Below are 16,179 nucleotides of genomic sequence, written 5' to 3' on the forward strand. Positions count from 1 at the left end.
CGCTTGCCCGCGTGAGTTCGAAGCTGGCCGTGGTGACGGTGACCTATTCGCCAGGTGAGCATCTGGAGCAATTCCTGGGCACTCTCGCCGAGGCGACGAAAGAAGATCCGCAGGTCGTGATGGCCGACAACGGATCGACGGACGGCGCCCCCGAGGCCGCGGACGCGGCGCACGAGCACGTGCGCCTGCTGCGCACCGGCGGGAACATCGGCTACGGCGGTGCCATCAACAGGGCTGTGGCGGAGATCGACGAGGACATCGAGTTCGTCGTCATCGCCAATCCGGATGTTCGCTGGGCGCCCGGATCGATCGACGTTCTCCTCGCGGCCGCCGAGCGCTGGCCGCGTGCGGGGGCGCTCGGACCTCTCGTTCTGGAACCCGACGGAAGCATCTACCCATCGGCGCGCCAGGTCCCCGACCTCGTGTCGGGAGCCGGGCATGCGGTGCTGGGCACGGTATGGCCGTCCAACCCGTGGACTGCCGGCTACCGCCAGGAGAACGAGACGGTCAGCGAGCGGTCCGTCGGCTGGTTGTCCGGTTCGTGCCTGCTGATGCGTCGCGTCGCCTTCGACTCGATCAACGGCTTCGATTCCCGCTACTTCATGTACATGGAGGACGTCGACCTCGGCGACCGCCTGGGCAAGGCCGGGTGGCTCAACGTGTACGTGCCCTCCGCCGAGGTCACCCACGCGAAGGGGCACGCCGCGGGCAAGCATCCGGAACTGATGCTGCCCGCTCACCATCAGAGCGCGTACCGGTTCCAGGCCGATCGTCATCCCCACTGGTGGCAGGCGCCACTGCGGTGGGCACTTCGGGGAGGATTGGCAGTGCGGTCGAAGATCGCCGTGGCTGCCGCAGTCCGGGAACAACGCAGAAACCAGAACGAGGGGGGAACGACTCATGGCAATTGAGAAGACGACCGATGCAGTGGTGCTGGTCGGCGGTCAGGGAACGAGGCTTCGCCCGCTGACCCTGTCGGCGCCCAAACCGATGCTGCCGACGGCGGGTCTGCCGTTCCTCCAGCATCTGCTGGCGCGGATCGGGGCGGCCGGGATCACGCACGTCGTGCTCGGCACGTCCTTCAAGGCGGAGGTCTTCGAGGAGTACTTCGGGGACGGTTCCAAGCTGGGGCTCGAGATCGACTACGTCACAGAGACCGAACCGCTCGGCACCGGTGGCGGCATCCGCAACGTTCTGCCGAAGCTGCGCGGCGACCACGCCATGGTCTTCAACGGCGACGTCCTCGGCGGCACCGATCTGGGGGCGATCCTCGACACCCACCGCAACCGGGACGCGGACGTCACCCTGCACCTCGTGCGGGTGGGGGATCCGCGGGCGTTCGGCTGCGTGCCAACCGACGCCGACGGCCGGGTCACCGCGTTCCTCGAGAAGACGCAGGACCCGCCGACCGACCAGATCAACGCCGGCTGCTACGTCTTCAAGCGCGAGATCATCGAACGGATCCCCGAGGGCCGTCCGGTGTCGGTGGAGCGTGAGGTGTTCCCGTCGCTGCTGGCCGAGGACGCCCGCGTCTACGGGCACGTCGACTCGTCGTACTGGCGCGACATGGGCACTCCCGAGGACTTCGTGCGCGGTTCCGCGGACCTGGTGCGCGGCATCGCTCCGTCGCCTGCGCTCGACGGGCCGCGCGGCGAATCGCTCGTCCACCCCGGGGCGGGTGTCGCGCCGGGCGCGCTGCTGATCGGCGGAACCGTCGTCGGCCGCGGCGCCGAGGTGGGTGCGGGCGCACGACTCGACGGCGCAGTGCTGTTCGACGGCGCCGTCGTAGAGGCCGGTGCGACCGTCGAACGGTCCATCATCGGTTTCGGCGCGCGCATCGGTCCGCGGGCCCTCGTGCGGGACGCGGTGATCGGTGACGGCGCAGACATCGGCGCCCGGTGCGAACTGCTGCGCGGGGCCCGGGTGTGGCCGGGCGTGACGCTGCCCGACGGCGGGGTGCGGTTCAGCACGGACGTGTGAGAGATGAAGCGCCCCTAGCGCAATCCGGCGAGGTGCACGAGGTGGTCGATCGTGGACTTCTCCGCGTTCGGCGGCAGTGCGTCCACCGGCCACCAGCGCAGATCCGTCGATTCGGAGCTTCGCACGATGTGGGCGCCTGCACGCGAGCGGACGAGGAACCGGAGATCCAGGTGCCGGGTGGGTTGTCCGAGTGAGCACGTGATCGGGTGGGTGTGCGCCGACAGCAGTTCGGGGTCGATCCGCAGGTCGGGAATCCCCGATTCCTCGCACGCCTCCCGCAGTGCGGCGTCGACGACGGTGTCGTCGGAAGGCTCACAGTGCCCACCCAATTGGATCCACCGGCCGACCCGGGGATGCAGGGTGAGCAGCACATGACACCCTCCCTCGTCCAGGACGAGGGAGGAGGCCGTGATGTGTCCGGGCGCGTACTCACGCAGGCACCCGAGCGGCGCGGAGGCGAGGAACGCAAGCATGGTGTGCCGCAACGATTCGTCGTTCTCGTCGAGCGTCTTCCAGCCCTCGAGCGCGGCGGTCGCGGTGCGGTGCAGTGATTCGGCGCTCATGGTGTGTGGGTCATTTCTCGATGAGGGCGTCGCCGGGGTCGGTGGGCCGGCGGGGTGTGAGTGGTTCGAGGGGGTAGCCGACGGCGATCGCGCCGAGCGGCTGCCAGTCGTCGGGCAGGTCGAGGACACCGCGCACCGTGTCCGGGGCGAAGATCGTCGAACCGATCCAGCAGCTGCCGATCCCCTTGGTCGCCAGCGACACCAGCAGCCCCTGCACGGCCGCACCGACCGCGACGGTGAACATCGTCGCCTCCGCCGCCCGCCGACGCGGATCCGGGTAGGGGTGCGCACCGTCGGGCACGCAGAACGGGACGATCACCTCCGGCGCGTCGAACAGGATGTTCCCCCGCGCCACCCGCGCCGCCACCGCCGCCCCGTCCATACCGTCCGCGGTCAGGTCGGCCTGCCACCGCTCCCGCATCGCGGTCAGCAATTCCTCGCGCACCGTGCGGGTGCGGACCCACACGAACCGCACCGGCCGGGTGTGATGCGGCGCCGGGGCGGTCAACGCCTCTCCGATCGCCGTCCGCACCGCACCCGGGTCGACCGGATCGTCGGCGAACTCCCGGACCGAGCGGCGCAGCAGCACCGCCTCCGCCCGCCCCCGCTCCACCGACTCGGCGGTCCCGAGCCAGAACAGGTCCTCCTCACCGGCCCGGATCAGATCCCGCGCCCGCGACCCGTCGTCGGCCACACCCAGACCGCGGACCACCGCGACCGGCACCCCACCGAGCTTGCCCTTCACCAGATCCCCGGCCGCGGCGATCTCGTCGGCCACCGCGACCTCCGTCACCATGAGTTCGTTGCCCTGCGAGTCCCGGGCCCCGGCGTACCCGTGCAGCACCGGCAACCCGGCCGCACCGATCGCGGCGTCGATCTGGCCGTTGCGCCATGCCCGGCCCATGGTGTCGGTGACCACCACCGCCACCGTCACACCGAGCGCCGCCGCGATCGCCTCCCGCAGCCCGCGGGCGCTGCCGTCCGGATCCTCCGGCAGCAACGCCAGTTCCGTACCCTCCACATTCGAGCCGTCGATACCGGACGCGGCCTGCACGATCCCCAACCGGTTCTCGGTGATCAACGTCCGGCCCCTGCGGGCGACCACCCGGACCGCTTCCTGCTCCACCAGCCGCCGGCGGGCTGCGTCCCGCTCCTCCGGATCGGCCGGGGACGGCACGATCCGGCCCTCCACCTTCGAGAACACCTTGCTCGTCACCACCAGCACGTCACCACCGCGCAGCCACGGCGCCGCCGCGACGATCGCGGCGGCCAGGTCGTCGTCCGGCCGGAACTCCGGCAACCCGGTCACCGGCAGGATCTCGATCGCCCCACCCGGCGCGTGATCCACCCGGGATGCACCGGTCGGTGCGCTCACAGGGTCACCCCGGCCACGTCCAGCGCCGCCCGCACCATCGCGGCGGTGGCATCCGGGTCGGACATCAGCAACGGCACACTGGCCACGGCCACCCCGGGGACGTCGGCGGTGTCGGTGTCGTGGACCAGCCACCCGTCGAGGATCCCCGTGCCACTGCGCGCCCCGTACCAGCGCCCGATCGCCTCCGCGGAGGTTTCCACCCCGATCACGTCCAAACATTCGTCGGCCATGCCGCGCAACGGTTTCCCACCCACGATCGGCGACACCCCGACCACCCGCGCGGTGGTGGTGCGCAGCGCCCCCCGGATCCCCGGCACCGCCAGGATCGCCCCGACGCTGACCACCGGATTCGACGGCGCCAGCAACACGATGTCGGCGCCCTCGATCGCCTCCAGCACCCCCGGCGCCGGGGACGCCTGCTCGGCGCCGATGTGCGCGAAGCTGTGCGTCGGGACCTGCGCGCGGTGCCGAACCCACCACTCCTGGAAGTGGATCGCCCGCTGCTCCCCGTCCTCCGGGTCGGTGATCACCACGTGAGTCTCACTCCGATCGTCGGTGACCGGCAGCAACGTCACCCCCGGCCGCCACCGGTTGCACAACGCCTCGGTGACCGCCGACAACGGATACCCCGTCCGCAGCATCTGGGAGCGGATCAGATGCGTCGCGATGTCCCGGTCGCCGAGCCCGAACCACTCCGGCTTCGCCCCGTACGCGGCGAGTTCTTCCTTCGCGTTCCAGGTTTCACCCGCATGCCCCCACCCCCGCGCGGTGTCGATCCCCCCACCGAGGGTGTACATGCAGGTGTCCAGATCCGGGCAGATCCGCAACCCGTGCATCCACACATCGTCACCGACATTGACCACCGCCGTGATCCGATGCGACGAACCCCCACCATCCGGCGCATCAACACCGAGAAGCCGCCGCACCCCTTGCAGGAACCGGGCCCCACCGACCCCGCCAACCAATACAGTCACGTTCACGGTGCAAGCCTAGGCGGTGGCCGTCGGCGTCCGGTGGGCTGCTTCCCCAGGGTGATTGGAGAGCGCGAAATAGTAATCGACTTTTTGCCGTTAGCTTGACCGCGACACGCTGGGCGTGTCTAATCACAAATATGTCATTCCAACGTTGCGGACGTGGAATCACTTGCAGCGGGGATCAATTCGAACGGTTGTTCGAACGGGGTGGCAGGGGTGTTCGGTTCGGGGTACATGATCGATCAAAATTTTCTGCGCTATCACAGGTGAGGAGGCGGAACGATGCCCAATGAGCAGCTCGAGTCGGAGACTCGCTGGAGCACAGTAAGCGACGAACCGCAGACCAATTCCGAAGCAGGCGCAGCGGACGGCGTCTGTGTTCAAGAAGTCTGTGTGCAAGAAGACGGTGTGCAACAAATCAGTGTGCAACAAATCAGTGTGCAAGAAAGCAGTGTGCAAGAAAGCAGTGCGCAAGACAGCGGTGTGAAAGAAATTCCTGTGCCGGAACTCGTCGCGCAGGAAGTCGAGACGGCGGGCCCCCGCCCGGTGTTGAGTCTGGTGACCGGTTTCGACGAATTGTTCGACACCATCGAGGATCAGTGGCAGGAACGTGCACTTTGCGCGCAGACCGACCCTGAGGCCTTCTTCCCCGAAAAGGGGGGCTCCACCCGAGAAGCGAAGCGCATCTGCCTCGGCTGCGAGGTGCGGGACGAATGCCTCGACTACGCACTGGCCAATGACGAGCGGTTCGGTATCTGGGGTGGTCTGTCGGAGCGTGAGCGCCGGCGGCTGAAGCGGGGAATCGTTTAGTCAGTCATCATCGCCCGGCAGATCCGGGTCGATGACCTCGGGTTCGACTCCGAGGTAGGTACTCACCTGCTGTACGAGCACGTCGTGCACCAGGTCGGTGAGATCGTCCGGATCCTTGGCGCGCTGTTCCAGCGGTCGCCGGAACAGGACGACTCGCGCCCGCGTCGTGGATCCGTGCCGGTCGATGCCTGCCGGGATCAACCGGGACAGCGGCACGGGCCCGTCCGCCACGACCTCGGCGGGCCAGTTGACCGAATCCGGGTCGAGCGCATGAATCTTCGGGACTTCGTCGACAGCGATGTCCAACTTCGTGAGGCGTTCACGCCAGCGTGAGTCGATCGGCGCGAACGCCTCCAGAACCACCAGATCGAATTTCTCCGCGCGGCTGCGTCGCGCCGGCGCGTCCGGGGGGAACACGGACCCGCGGATCCCACGTCCCCGTCGGTCGACGGATCGGGTGGTGACGGGACGCCTGCGTCGTGCTCTGGACATGGAGTGGACATTACGACAGCCGGACACTGTCGGTGTGTCCGAGTAGGTGTCGGGCCTTCGTGGGGCTAGGCTTCTTAGCTGTGAGATCTCTGCGTCGATGCTGCCGCCCCGGGTGCAAGAACCCCGCTGTCGCGACGCTCACGTACGTCTACTCGGACTCCACCGCCGTCGTCGGCCCGCTCGCAACTGTCGACGAGCCGCACTCGTGGGATCTGTGCGAAACGCACGCGTCGAGGATCACCGCACCCAAGGGCTGGGAACTGGTTCGGTACGAGGGCGGATTTTCGTCGAGCACCCCGGACGAGGACGATCTGACCGCGCTGGCGGAGGCCGTGCGGGAGGCGGGCCTCGGCGATCGTGGGCGGTCCGAGCGGACCGTGTCCACCGAGGAGCGCGCCGAAACCGGCACCCAGCCCGGCCCGGCTCGTACCGGCCGGCGTGGCCACCTGCGGGTTCTTCCCGACCCTGCCAACTGACGTCCCAGCTCGTCCCGGGCCTGCGGTCCGCGGCGTGCCGTGCCCGCGACGGGCAGGCATTAGGCTTGCGCCAGCACTGGTGCTCGTAAAGGAGAAAACAGAAGTGGCGCGATCAGCCGAGTCCGTACATGCCGTGATCAAGGCTTACGACGTGCGGGGTGTCGTCGGTGAACAAATCGATGCCGCGTTCGTGCAGGACGTGGGTGGCGCGTTCGCACGACTCGTCCGTGCGGAGAGTGCCACGAAGGTCGTGATCGGTTACGACATGCGTGCGTCGTCCCCGGAACTCGCCCGCGCGTTCGCCGACGGTGTCACCGCCCAGGGTCTGGACGTCGTGCTCATCGGACTCGCGTCCACCGATCAGCTGTATTTCGCTTCGGGACTGTTCGACTGCCCGGGTGCGATGTTCACCGCGAGCCACAACCCGGCGAAGTACAACGGCATCAAGCTGTGCCGCGCGGGCGCGAAGCCGGTGGGGCAGGAGACGGGCCTCGCCGCGATCGCCGCGGAGGTCGTCGACGGGGTGCCCGCGTACGTCGGCGCCGCGGGTGAGGTGTCCGAGGAGGACGTGCTCGAGCAGTACGCGAGTTTCGTCCGCGGGCTGGTGAACCTGTCCGGCCTCCGGCCGCTGACGGTGGCCGTGGACGCGGGCAACGGCATGGGCGGGCACACCGTCCCCGCAGTGTTCGAGCCGATGCCGGTGAAGCTGCAGCCGCTGTACTTCGAACTCGACGGCACGTTCCCGAACCACGAGGCGAATCCGCTCGACCCGGCCAACCTGGTGGATCTGCAGCGGTACGTCCGGGAGACCGGTGCCGACATCGGTCTGGCTTTCGACGGTGACGCCGACCGCTGCTTCGTGGTCGACGAGCTCGGCAACCCGGTGTCGCCGTCCGCAGTGACGGCCCTGGTGGCCGAGCGTGAGCTGGCCAAGGAGCCGGGCGCAACCGTCATCCACAACCTCATCACCTCCCGCGCCGTGCCGGAACTGGTCACCGAACTGGGTGGACACCCGGTGCGCACCCGGGTCGGGCATTCGTTCATCAAGCAGCAGATGGCCGAGACGGGGGCGATCTTCGGTGGCGAGCACTCCGCTCACTACTACTTCCGCGATTTCTGGGGCGCCGACTCCGGCATGCTCGCCGGGTTGCACGTCCTCGCGGCACTGGGGGAGCAGGACCGTCCGCTGTCCGAACTGATGGCCAAGTACGAGCGGTACGCGGCGTCCGGAGAGATCAATTCGACGGTGTCGGACGCCGTCGAGCGGACCGACGCGGTGGTGGCGGCGTTCGCCGATCGCACCGCGGGTGTCGACCGGCTCGACGGTGTCACGGTCGAATTGCAGGGCGACGCGTGGTTCAACCTGCGCGCCTCCAACACCGAACCGCTGCTGCGACTCAACGTCGAAGCGCCCACGACGGCAGACGTAGATGCACTCGTTACCGAGATATTGGGCATCGTCCGAGCCTGACTGCCATAGTTGGAATAACAAGGTTCTGCTCGTGCTGCGAATGTGGCTTGCACTGATGAGGCTTGCACTGACGAAGAAAGGGGGTGCGGTGTCATGACAGCGCCGACGCCCCTGCTCGATCTGGACGACGGGGACGCACTGGTTTCCGCGGACACCGAGGGCGTACTCCGTTCCGCCGCAATGGGGGGTGCCCAGATCCGGGCCACCCGGTCCGCGGTCGAGGAAGGGGCTCTCGAACGACTGCAGGGGCTGCGTCCGCGCAGCGTGGTGGTGGTCACCGGCGCGGGGCGGGCCAGTCGCGGTGCCGGGATCCTGACGGCGGTCCTCGCCGAACGGATCGGATTCCCGCTGGTGCGCGCCACCCGGACCCCCGTCTGGGTGGGTCCGCTCGATGTGGTCGTGGTGGCCGGCGACGACGCAGGCGACCCCCGTCTCGTGCAGGCCGTCGACGCGGCGGTCCGGCGCGGCGCCGAAGTGGTGGTCGCAGCACCGGACGAGGGACCCTTGCAAGCGGCAGCGGCCGGACGCGTCGTCATGTTCGCGCCGCGGGTCCGGGCACTGACCCGGCACGGTCTGCTCCGGTACTTCGCGGTTCTGCTGGCCGTCCTGCGGGTGGTCGGTTCGGAACGCTGGGGCGACGAGGTCCCCGACCTCGAGCAACTCGCCGACGCGGTCGACGGTGAGGCGCTGCGCGACCGGCCGAACAGCGAGGTGTTCCACAACCCGGCGAAGTCTCTGGCCTCCCGCATGCAGGGACGCCGCATCGTGCTGACCGGTGATACGGAGAGCACGGTGGAGTTGGCCCGGCACGGCGCCGAGGCGCTGCTGCACGCCGGCCGCGTGGCGACGGCGTCGGAGCTTCCGGACGTGCTGAGCGCGGCGGGCACGTTCCGCGTCGACCAGGCGCTCTCCGCGCACGACTCGATCTTCCACGATCCCGAACTGGACGGTCCGCCGCCGGCGAGCCCGGTGCGCACGTTCGTGCTGTCGGCCGATGCCGACCGGATGCTCGTCGAACGCAGGATCGCGGTCCTGGGCGACGTCGACCTCGTCGTCGCGTCGTCCGACGAGGGGCAGGTCCCCTCGCAGCGCCCCGAATTGGAACAGGCGGCGGTCCTGGTCGGCAGGCTCGACATGACTGCCGCGTATCTACAGTTGATCGGCGGTATCTAGTGCACCGACTCGAAGGTGCGCTCCGGTCCTACGCGTGGGGATCGCGCACCGCCATCGCACAGCTGCGCGGACTTCCGGTTCCCACGGCCCATCCGGAGGCGGAACTGTGGCTGGGCGCGCACCCCGGTGATCCCGCCCGCGTCATCACCGACGAGGGGCCCCGGTCTCTTCTGGACCTGGTGCACGCGGAGCCCGAACGTCAGCTCGGGAAGCGAAGTGTCGAGACGTTCGGCGAGCGCCTCCCGTTCCTCCTGAAGTTGCTCGCGTCGGAGGAGCCGCTGTCGTTGCAGGCGCACCCGAGCGCCGAGCAGGCGTGGGAGGGCTTCGCCCGGGAGAACGAGGTGGGAATCCCCCTCGAGTCCTCCGTGCGCAACTACAAGGACGCCAGCCACAAACCCGAACTCGTCGTGGCCCTCAGCAGGTTCCACGCGCTCGCCGGCTTCCGGGACCCTCAGCGCACGGTCAAGCTGCTCGAGGCGATCGCCGTTCCGGAACTGCAGCCCTACGTGGGCCTGATCGCCGGCCAACCCGACTCGGACGGTCTCCGCGCGCTGTTCACCACGTGGATCACGTTGCCGCAGCCCGTGCTCGGTGCGCTGATGCCGAGGGTGCTCGACGGATGCGTCGACTATCTGTCGAACACCAAGGACGGTGAATTCGCGGCGGAGGTCCGCACTGCCCTCGAACTGAGCGAGGTGTACCCGGGGGATGCGGGTGTGCTCGCCGCGCTCCTGCTGAACCGGGTCACCCTCGAACCGGGGCAGGGTCTGTACCTCGACGCCGGCAACCTCCACGCCTACCTGCACGGGATGGCGGTCGAGATCATGGCCAACTCCGACAACGTGCTGCGCGGGGGACTGACGCCGAAGCACGTGGACGTACCGGAATTGCTGCGTGTCCTCGATTTCGACACCGTCGACATTCCGATCCTGGAGGCTCGGGAGCGTCCAGGCGGGGGCGAATTCGTGTATTCGACGCCGGCGCCGGAATTCGTCCTCGCGCGGATCGATCTGTCACCGGCCGGCCCGGCGGAGCACCGGCTCGACTCGGAGGGGCCGCACATTCTGTTGTGCACCTCGGGTTCGGTGGAGCTGCGGTGCGGAACCGACGGCCTCGAACTCTCCCAGGGAAACGCCGTCTGGATCGCGGCCGAGGACCCCGAAGTGGTGGTGACGGCGGGCACCGAGTGTGCCCAGTTGTTCAGTGCGAGGGTCGGCTCCCCGATCGCGCGTAGCCTGTGAGCCGCCCTGCGATCCGGGAAGGCCTCCGCGGCCCGTCGTCGTGAGGGTCGTGTGCGACCGAGAGGAGGAGTCAGTTGTCGGCTCATGGGGGAAAGAAGGCGATTCTCGCCGCGCTCGGTGCCAATGCCGGCATCGCGGTTGCCAAGTTCGCCGGCTTCCTGATCACCGGCTCGTCGTCCATGCTGGCGGAATCCGTGCACTCGGTGGCCGATACCTCCAATCAGGGCCTGCTCCTGCTCGGCCAGAGGAAGGCCGAACGCGCCGCCGACGATCTGCACCAGTTCGGCTACGGGCGCAGCCGCTACTTCTATTCGTTCGTCGTCGCGCTCGTGTTGTTCAGCCTCGGTTCGCTGTTCGCGATCTACGAGGGCATCCACAAGATCCAGCATCCCGAGGAACTGTCGTCGCCACTCGTGGCGGTGGTCATCCTGGTGATCGCCATCGCGCTCGAGGGGTTCAGCTTCCTCACCGCCATGCGGGAGTCGCGTCCGCTCAAGGGGCAGGCGAGCTGGTGGGGATTCATCCGCACGTCGCGCAGCCCGGAGCTACCCGTCGTGCTTCTCGAGGACACCGGCGCACTGGTCGGTCTCGTGCTCGCGCTCGGCGGTGTCGGTCTGACGATGCTCACCGGCGATCCGGTGTGGGACGGGGTCGGCACCCTCTGCATCGGCGCCTTGCTCGGCGTCATCGCGATCATCCTCATCGTCGAGATGCAGAGCCTGCTGATCGGTGAGGGCGCCACCGCCGACGAGGAGGCGAAGATCCTCGCCGCCCTCGCCGACGGCGAGAAGATCGAGCGCGTCATCCACTGCAAGACGCAGTACCTCGGGCCCGAGGAAATCCTCGTGGCGGCGAAAGTGGCGATGGCCCCCGGTTCGGACATCGGCACGATCGCCGAGGCCATCGACGAGGCCGAGGCGCGGGTGCGGGGCGCCGTCCCGGCGGCTCGCCGCATCTACATCGAACCCGACCTGTTCCGGGCAACCGAAGGCATAGGCTGAACGGCAACTTTCGATTGAGGAGGCTGATGTGGCCATCCAGGACAAAGGCAGCGGAGGACCGGATATCGGCGGCAGGCCGACCGGATTGTTCCGCACCAAGTCGATCGAGCAGTCGATCCGCGACACCGACGAACCGGAGACCAAACTCCGCAAGGATCTGACGGCGTGGGACCTGACCGTCTTCGGTGTCGCAGTCGTCATCGGTGCCGGCATCTTCACGCTCACCGCGCGCACCGCAGGCAACGTCGCGGGTCCCTCGGTGTCGGCGGCGTTCGTCATCGCCGCCATCGCGTGCGGCCTCGCCGCGCTCTGCTACGCGGAGTTCGCCTCGACCGTTCCGGTCGCGGGCAGCGCGTACACGTTCTCCTATGCGACGTTCGGTGAACTGGTCGCGTGGATCATCGGCTGGGACCTCATCCTCGAATTCGCGCTCGCCGCGTCGGTCGTGGCGAAGGGCTGGTCGCTCTATCTCGGTGAGGTGATCGGCAACCATTCGCCGATCGCGCAGATCGGCTCGGTCAAATTCGACTGGGGCGCGGTACTCATCGTCGCGATCATCACCGTCGTGCTGGCGACGGGCACCAAGCTGTCGTCGCGCGTCTCACTCGTGATCACCTCGATCAAGGTGGCCGTCGTCCTGGTCGTCGTGGTCGTCGGCGCGTTCTACATCGACCCCGACAACTACTCGCCGTACATTCCGCCGTCCGAGGCGGGCAGCACGGGCGAGGGTATCCATCAGTCCCTGTTCTCGTACGCCACGGGCGCGGGCGGCAGCACGTTCGGCTGGTACGGGCTGCTCGCGGCGGCCAGCCTCGTATTCTTCGCGTTCATCGGGTTCGACATCGTCGCCACCACCGCCGAGGAGACGAAGAATCCGCAGAAGGCGCTGCCCCGCGGAATCCTGGGCTCCCTGCTGATCGTGACGATCCTGTACGTGGCGGTGACGCTGGTGCTCACCGGCATGGTCGACTACCACGAATTGGCCGGGGACAGTTCCAATCTGGCCACCGCCTTCGGCATTCACGGGATCACGTGGGCGAAGAACCTGATCTCGTTCGGTGCACTGGCCGGCCTGACCACCGTGGTGATGGTCCTCATGCTCGGGCAGACCCGCGTGCTGTTCGCCATGTCCCGGGACGGGCTGATGCCGAGGCGGCTGGCGCCGACCGGCAAGCACGGCACCCCCGTTCGGATCACCGTGCTCGTCGGTGTCGTGGTGGCCGTGCTGGCGGGCGTCTTCCCGATCGGCACCCTCGAGGAGATGGTGAACATCGGAACGCTGTTCGCGTTCGTCCTCGTGTCGATCGGCGTGATCGTGCTGCGCCGCACCCGCCCGGACCTGCCCCGCGGATTCCGGGTCCCGTTCGTGCCGGTGGTGCCCATCCTCGCGGTTCTCGCCTGCGTGTGGCTGATGGTCAACCTGTCCGTCGAGACGTGGATCCGGTTCATCGTGTGGATGGTGCTCGGTGTGATCATCTATTTCGCCTACAGTCGCCGTCACTCGATGATGGAGCGGCGGAGCCGCGGCGAGGTCTGACACGCCGGAGGGTGTCCTGCTGGGGCGCAGGGGGTTTCGGTGCCTCGCGGTGGTGTGCCGCCGTAATTCGTTGGGACGACTCCCCGGACGAGCGGAGCCGACCGGATTACGGTGCGGCGAAAGCGGGGCACTAAGGTCGTCGCCATGACTTCGTCGCGTGTCCGGGTGCCCTATCAGGAGGCTGCGCGGCTGCTGCTGCGTCAGTCGGTGCTGGACGCGATGCGGGATCTCCTGTTCGAGAAGGACTGGTCCGACATCACGATGTCGGATGTCGCGGCCGGTGCCGGGGTGAGCAGGCAGACGCTCTACAACGAGTTCAAGTCCAGGCAGGGGCTGGCGGAGGCGTACGCCCTCCGGCTCGCCGACGAACTGGTCGACGCGGTCGACGAGGCGCTGGTGACGAACGTCGGGCAGGGCCGCGCCGCGCTGCTCGCCGGTTTCACCGCGTTCTTCGCGGCCAGCCTGTCCGACCCTCTGGTGCAGTCACTTCTGCGCGGCGAGACCAAGCCCGACCTGCTGCGGCTGATCACGACCGAGAGCGCCCCGATCATCGAGCGGGCGTCGACGCGGCTCGCCGAGGTGTTCCAGCGGGGCTGGGTGCGGGCGAACCCGTCGGACGCGGGGATCCTCAGCCGCGCCATCGTGCGTCTCGCTATGAGTTACATCTCGATGCCACCCGAATCCGAGGCCAACGTCGCCGAGGATCTGGGTGCTCTTCTGGGTCCTTTCGTGGACGAGGCGGTCGGCGGAGCCGATCGGGAGTGATCGCCCGGCCGCGCAGCGTCACGTGAGTGTGACCCCCGGGCCGCAGTACCGATAGCCTTGACCGAAACAGCAGTCAACCAGGAGAGGCAGATGACGACCTCAGTTTCAACCACGCCCGTGGCCGAGAGCCGTAACGGGATCGATTTCAAGGTGGCGGACCTTTCGCTCGCCGAGTTCGGCCGCAAGGAGATCCGGCTCGCCGAGCACGAGATGCCGGGACTGATGGCCCTCCGTCGCGAGTACGCAGAGGTGCTGCCGCTCAAGGGTGCTCGCATCTCCGGTTCGCTGCACATGACCATCCAGACGGCCGTGCTCATCGAGACGCTCACCGCGCTGGGCGCCGAGGTCCGCTGGGCCTCGTGCAACATCTTCTCGACGCAGGATCACGCCGCCGCCGCGATCGTCGTCGGCCCCCACGGCACACCGGAGGAGCCGCAGGGCACCCCGGTCTTCGCGTGGAAGGGCGAGACGCTCGAGGAGTACTGGTGGGCCGCCGAGCGGATGCTCACCTGGCCGGACGCCGACAAGCCGGCGAACATGATCCTCGACGACGGCGGCGACGCCACGATGCTCGTCCTCAAGGGCGCGCAGTTCGAGAAGGCGGGCGTCGTGCCGCCCACCGACGACGACCAGGATTCCGACGAGTACAAGGTGTTCCTCGCCCTGCTGCGTCAGTCCCTCGAAGCAGACAAGACCAAGTGGACGAAGGTTGCGGAGTCGGTCCAGGGCGTCACCGAGGAGACCACGACCGGTGTCCTGCGTCTGTACCAGGTCGCTGCTGCCGGTGAACTCGTCTTCCCGGCCATCAACGTCAACGACTCGGTCACCAAGAGCAAGTTCGACAACAAGTACGGCACCCGCCACTCGCTGCTCGACGGCATCAACCGCGGCACCGACGTGCTGATCGGCGGCAAGGCCGCGCTCGTCTGCGGTTACGGCGACGTCGGCAAGGGTTGCGCAGAGGCGCTGCGCGGGCAGGGTGCCCGCGTCGCGGTCACCGAGGTCGACCCCATCAACGCCCTCCAGGCACTGATGGACGGCTTCGAGGTGAAGACGGTCGAGCAGGCCATCGGCTGGGCCGACATCATCATCACGTCCACGGGCAACAAGGACATCATCACGTTCGATCACATGAAGCAGATGAAGCACCAGGCCATCCTGGGCAACATCGGTCACTTCGACAACGAGATCGACATGGCCGGCCTCGAGCGTTCCGGTGAGATCACCCGCATCAACATCAAGCCGCAGGTGGACGAGTTCCGGTTCAAGGACGGCCACTCGATCATCGTGCTGTCCGAGGGGCGCCTGCTGAACCTCGGCAACGCGACCGGCCACCCCTCGTTCGTGATGAGCAACAGCTTCTCCAACCAGGTGATCGCCCAGATCGAGCTGTGGACGAAGCCGGAAGAGTACGACAACGAGGTGTACCGCCTTCCGAAGCACCTCGACGAGAAGGTCGCGAAGATCCACGTCGAGGCCCTCGGTGGCACCCTCACCAAGCTCACCAAGGAGCAGGCGGAGTACATCGGCGTCGACGTCGAGGGCCCGTTCAAGCCCGAGCACTACCGGTACTAGAGGCCGCGGCGTCCCCCGGTCCGTCGCGTGCGGGCCGGGGGATAGCCTTTCTCCCCGTGGGAACACTGATTGCGCTGGAAGGCCTGGACGGCGCGGGCAAGCGAACACTCGTCGGAGCGGTCGTGGCCCGCCTCGCCGAACGGGGTCTGACGGTCGGCACCCTCGACTTTCCGCGGTACGGCCGGTCCGTGCACGCCGATCTGGCATCCGAGGCGCTCAAGGGCGCGCACGGGGACCTCGCCGACTCCGTGCACGCGATGGCCGTCATGTTCGCGCTGGACCGGTCCGGTGCCGTCGGCGAGCTGTCCGCGCTGCTCGCCGGCCACGACCTGGTAATCCTCGACCGCTATGTGGCGTCCAACGCCGCGTACGGCGCGGCCCGGTTGCACCAGGCGGCGGACGGGGAGTTCGTCGGCTGGGTGGCGAACCTCGAATTCGAGCGGCTGGGGCTGCCCCGACCCGACCTGCAGCTGTACCTGGATGTTCCCGTGGCGCTCGCCGCGCAACGCGCCCGTGGCCGCGAATCGGCGGATGCCAGCCGGTCGCTCGACGCCTACGAACGCGACCGTGGGCTGCAGGAACGCACCGGTGAGGTGTACCGCGAGCTGGCCGTGAAGGACTGGATTTCGCCGTGGTGGGTGCTCACCCCGGACACCGATCCGGTCACGCTCGCCGAAAACCTGGCACTCTTGAGTGACGACACGGCACGCCGTGACGAGAAAGAACACGGCACGCCGTAACGGCGA

16 protein-coding genes are annotated in these 16,179 nt (G+C 68.1%); 12 read left to right on the top strand and 4 right to left on the bottom strand.

What is annotated here, in order from left to right; translation table 11 throughout:
- Nucleotides 1-11 precede the first annotated feature (11 nt).
- Both JWS14_RS34305 and manB read left to right on the top strand, forming a co-directional pair.
- Nucleotides 12-911 carry a glycosyltransferase family 2 protein gene (locus JWS14_RS34305; RefSeq protein WP_206015224.1) on the top strand — a complete coding sequence of 300 codons (900 nt, stop codon included), beginning with the start codon at nucleotides 12-14 and terminating at the stop codon, nucleotides 909-911.
- Nucleotides 901-1,980, top strand: coding sequence for a mannose-1-phosphate guanylyltransferase (gene manB, locus JWS14_RS34310; RefSeq protein WP_072951197.1), 1,080 nt, complete (start codon nucleotides 901-903; stop codon nucleotides 1,978-1,980). The genes JWS14_RS34305 and manB overlap by 11 nt, the downstream gene beginning before the upstream one ends.
- Nucleotides 1,981-1,994: 14 nt before the next feature.
- Here the strand turns inward: manB and JWS14_RS34315 are convergent, their stop codons facing one another.
- From JWS14_RS34315 to cofD, 3 genes are read right to left on the bottom strand one after another with little or no spacing between them, the layout of a single operon-like run.
- A complete protein-coding gene (locus JWS14_RS34315) occupies nucleotides 1,995-2,543 on the bottom strand; it encodes an NUDIX hydrolase (RefSeq protein ID WP_072951194.1) in 549 nt (182 codons plus the stop codon).
- A 10-nt stretch (nucleotides 2,544-2,553) separates the two neighbouring features.
- Nucleotides 2,554-3,918, bottom strand: coding sequence for a coenzyme F420-0:L-glutamate ligase (locus tag JWS14_RS34320; protein ID WP_206015225.1), 1,365 nt, complete (start codon nucleotides 3,916-3,918; stop codon nucleotides 2,554-2,556).
- Nucleotides 3,915-4,898 carry a 2-phospho-L-lactate transferase gene (gene cofD, locus JWS14_RS34325; protein WP_206015226.1) on the bottom strand — a complete coding sequence of 328 codons (984 nt, stop codon included), beginning with the start codon at nucleotides 4,896-4,898 and terminating at the stop codon, nucleotides 3,915-3,917. The genes JWS14_RS34320 and cofD overlap by 4 nt, the downstream gene beginning before the upstream one ends.
- 540 nt (nucleotides 4,899-5,438) lie before the next feature.
- Here cofD and JWS14_RS34330 point away from each other — a divergent pair.
- A complete protein-coding gene (locus JWS14_RS34330) occupies nucleotides 5,439-5,702 on the top strand; it encodes a WhiB family transcriptional regulator (RefSeq protein WP_206016245.1) in 264 nt (87 codons plus the stop codon).
- Here the strand turns inward: JWS14_RS34330 and JWS14_RS34335 are convergent, their stop codons facing one another.
- The gene (locus JWS14_RS34335) at nucleotides 5,703-6,194 is read right to left on the bottom strand and encodes a metallopeptidase family protein (protein WP_072937618.1); all 492 of its coding nucleotides are present in this window, start codon (nucleotides 6,192-6,194) and stop codon (nucleotides 5,703-5,705) included.
- A gap of 80 nt (nucleotides 6,195-6,274) precedes the next feature.
- Here JWS14_RS34335 and JWS14_RS34340 point away from each other — a divergent pair, with 80 nt between their 5' ends.
- The 9 genes from JWS14_RS34340 to JWS14_RS34380 all read left to right on the top strand — a co-directional run bounded on the left by JWS14_RS34340 (nucleotide 6,275) and on the right by JWS14_RS34380 (nucleotide 16,173).
- A complete protein-coding gene (locus JWS14_RS34340; RefSeq protein WP_072937619.1) occupies nucleotides 6,275-6,670 on the top strand; it encodes a DUF3499 domain-containing protein in 396 nt (131 codons plus the stop codon).
- 103 nt (nucleotides 6,671-6,773) lie between these two features.
- Nucleotides 6,774-8,141: a phosphomannomutase/phosphoglucomutase gene (locus JWS14_RS34345; RefSeq protein ID WP_072937620.1), complete on the top strand. Its 1,368-nt coding sequence runs from the start codon at nucleotides 6,774-6,776 to the stop codon at nucleotides 8,139-8,141.
- Nucleotides 8,142-8,234: 93 nt separating this feature from the next.
- Nucleotides 8,235-9,314, top strand: coding sequence for a tobH protein (locus tag JWS14_RS34350; protein WP_072937621.1), 1,080 nt, complete (start codon nucleotides 8,235-8,237; stop codon nucleotides 9,312-9,314).
- Complete coding sequence (gene manA / locus JWS14_RS34355; RefSeq protein ID WP_206015227.1) at nucleotides 9,314-10,555, top strand: mannose-6-phosphate isomerase, class I; 1,242 nt, start codon at nucleotides 9,314-9,316, stop codon at nucleotides 10,553-10,555. Before JWS14_RS34350 ends, manA begins: the two co-directional genes overlap by 1 nt.
- A 74-nt stretch (nucleotides 10,556-10,629) precedes the next feature.
- Entirely contained in the window at nucleotides 10,630-11,556 is a 927-nt protein-coding gene (locus JWS14_RS34360) for a cation diffusion facilitator family transporter (protein ID WP_206015228.1), read from the top strand.
- Nucleotides 11,557-11,584: 28 nt separating this feature from the next.
- Nucleotides 11,585-13,093: an amino acid permease gene (locus JWS14_RS34365; protein WP_072937624.1), complete on the top strand. Its 1,509-nt coding sequence runs from the start codon at nucleotides 11,585-11,587 to the stop codon at nucleotides 13,091-13,093.
- Between the two features lie 144 nt (nucleotides 13,094-13,237).
- Nucleotides 13,238-13,858 (top strand): TetR/AcrR family transcriptional regulator, encoded by a 621-nt coding sequence (locus JWS14_RS34370; protein ID WP_072937625.1) that lies wholly within the window; start codon nucleotides 13,238-13,240, stop codon nucleotides 13,856-13,858.
- 90 nt (nucleotides 13,859-13,948) lie between these two features.
- Complete coding sequence (gene ahcY / locus JWS14_RS34375) at nucleotides 13,949-15,433, top strand: adenosylhomocysteinase (RefSeq protein ID WP_095860853.1); 1,485 nt, start codon at nucleotides 13,949-13,951, stop codon at nucleotides 15,431-15,433.
- A gap of 56 nt (nucleotides 15,434-15,489) precedes the next feature.
- Nucleotides 15,490-16,173, top strand: coding sequence for a dTMP kinase (locus JWS14_RS34380; RefSeq protein WP_072937627.1), 684 nt, complete (start codon nucleotides 15,490-15,492; stop codon nucleotides 16,171-16,173).
- Nucleotides 16,174-16,179 lie beyond the last annotated feature (6 nt).

It is taken from the genome of Rhodococcus koreensis, assembly GCF_017068375.1.
GTDB classification, from domain to species: Bacteria; Actinomycetota; Actinomycetes; order Mycobacteriales; family Mycobacteriaceae; genus Rhodococcus_F; species Rhodococcus_F koreensis.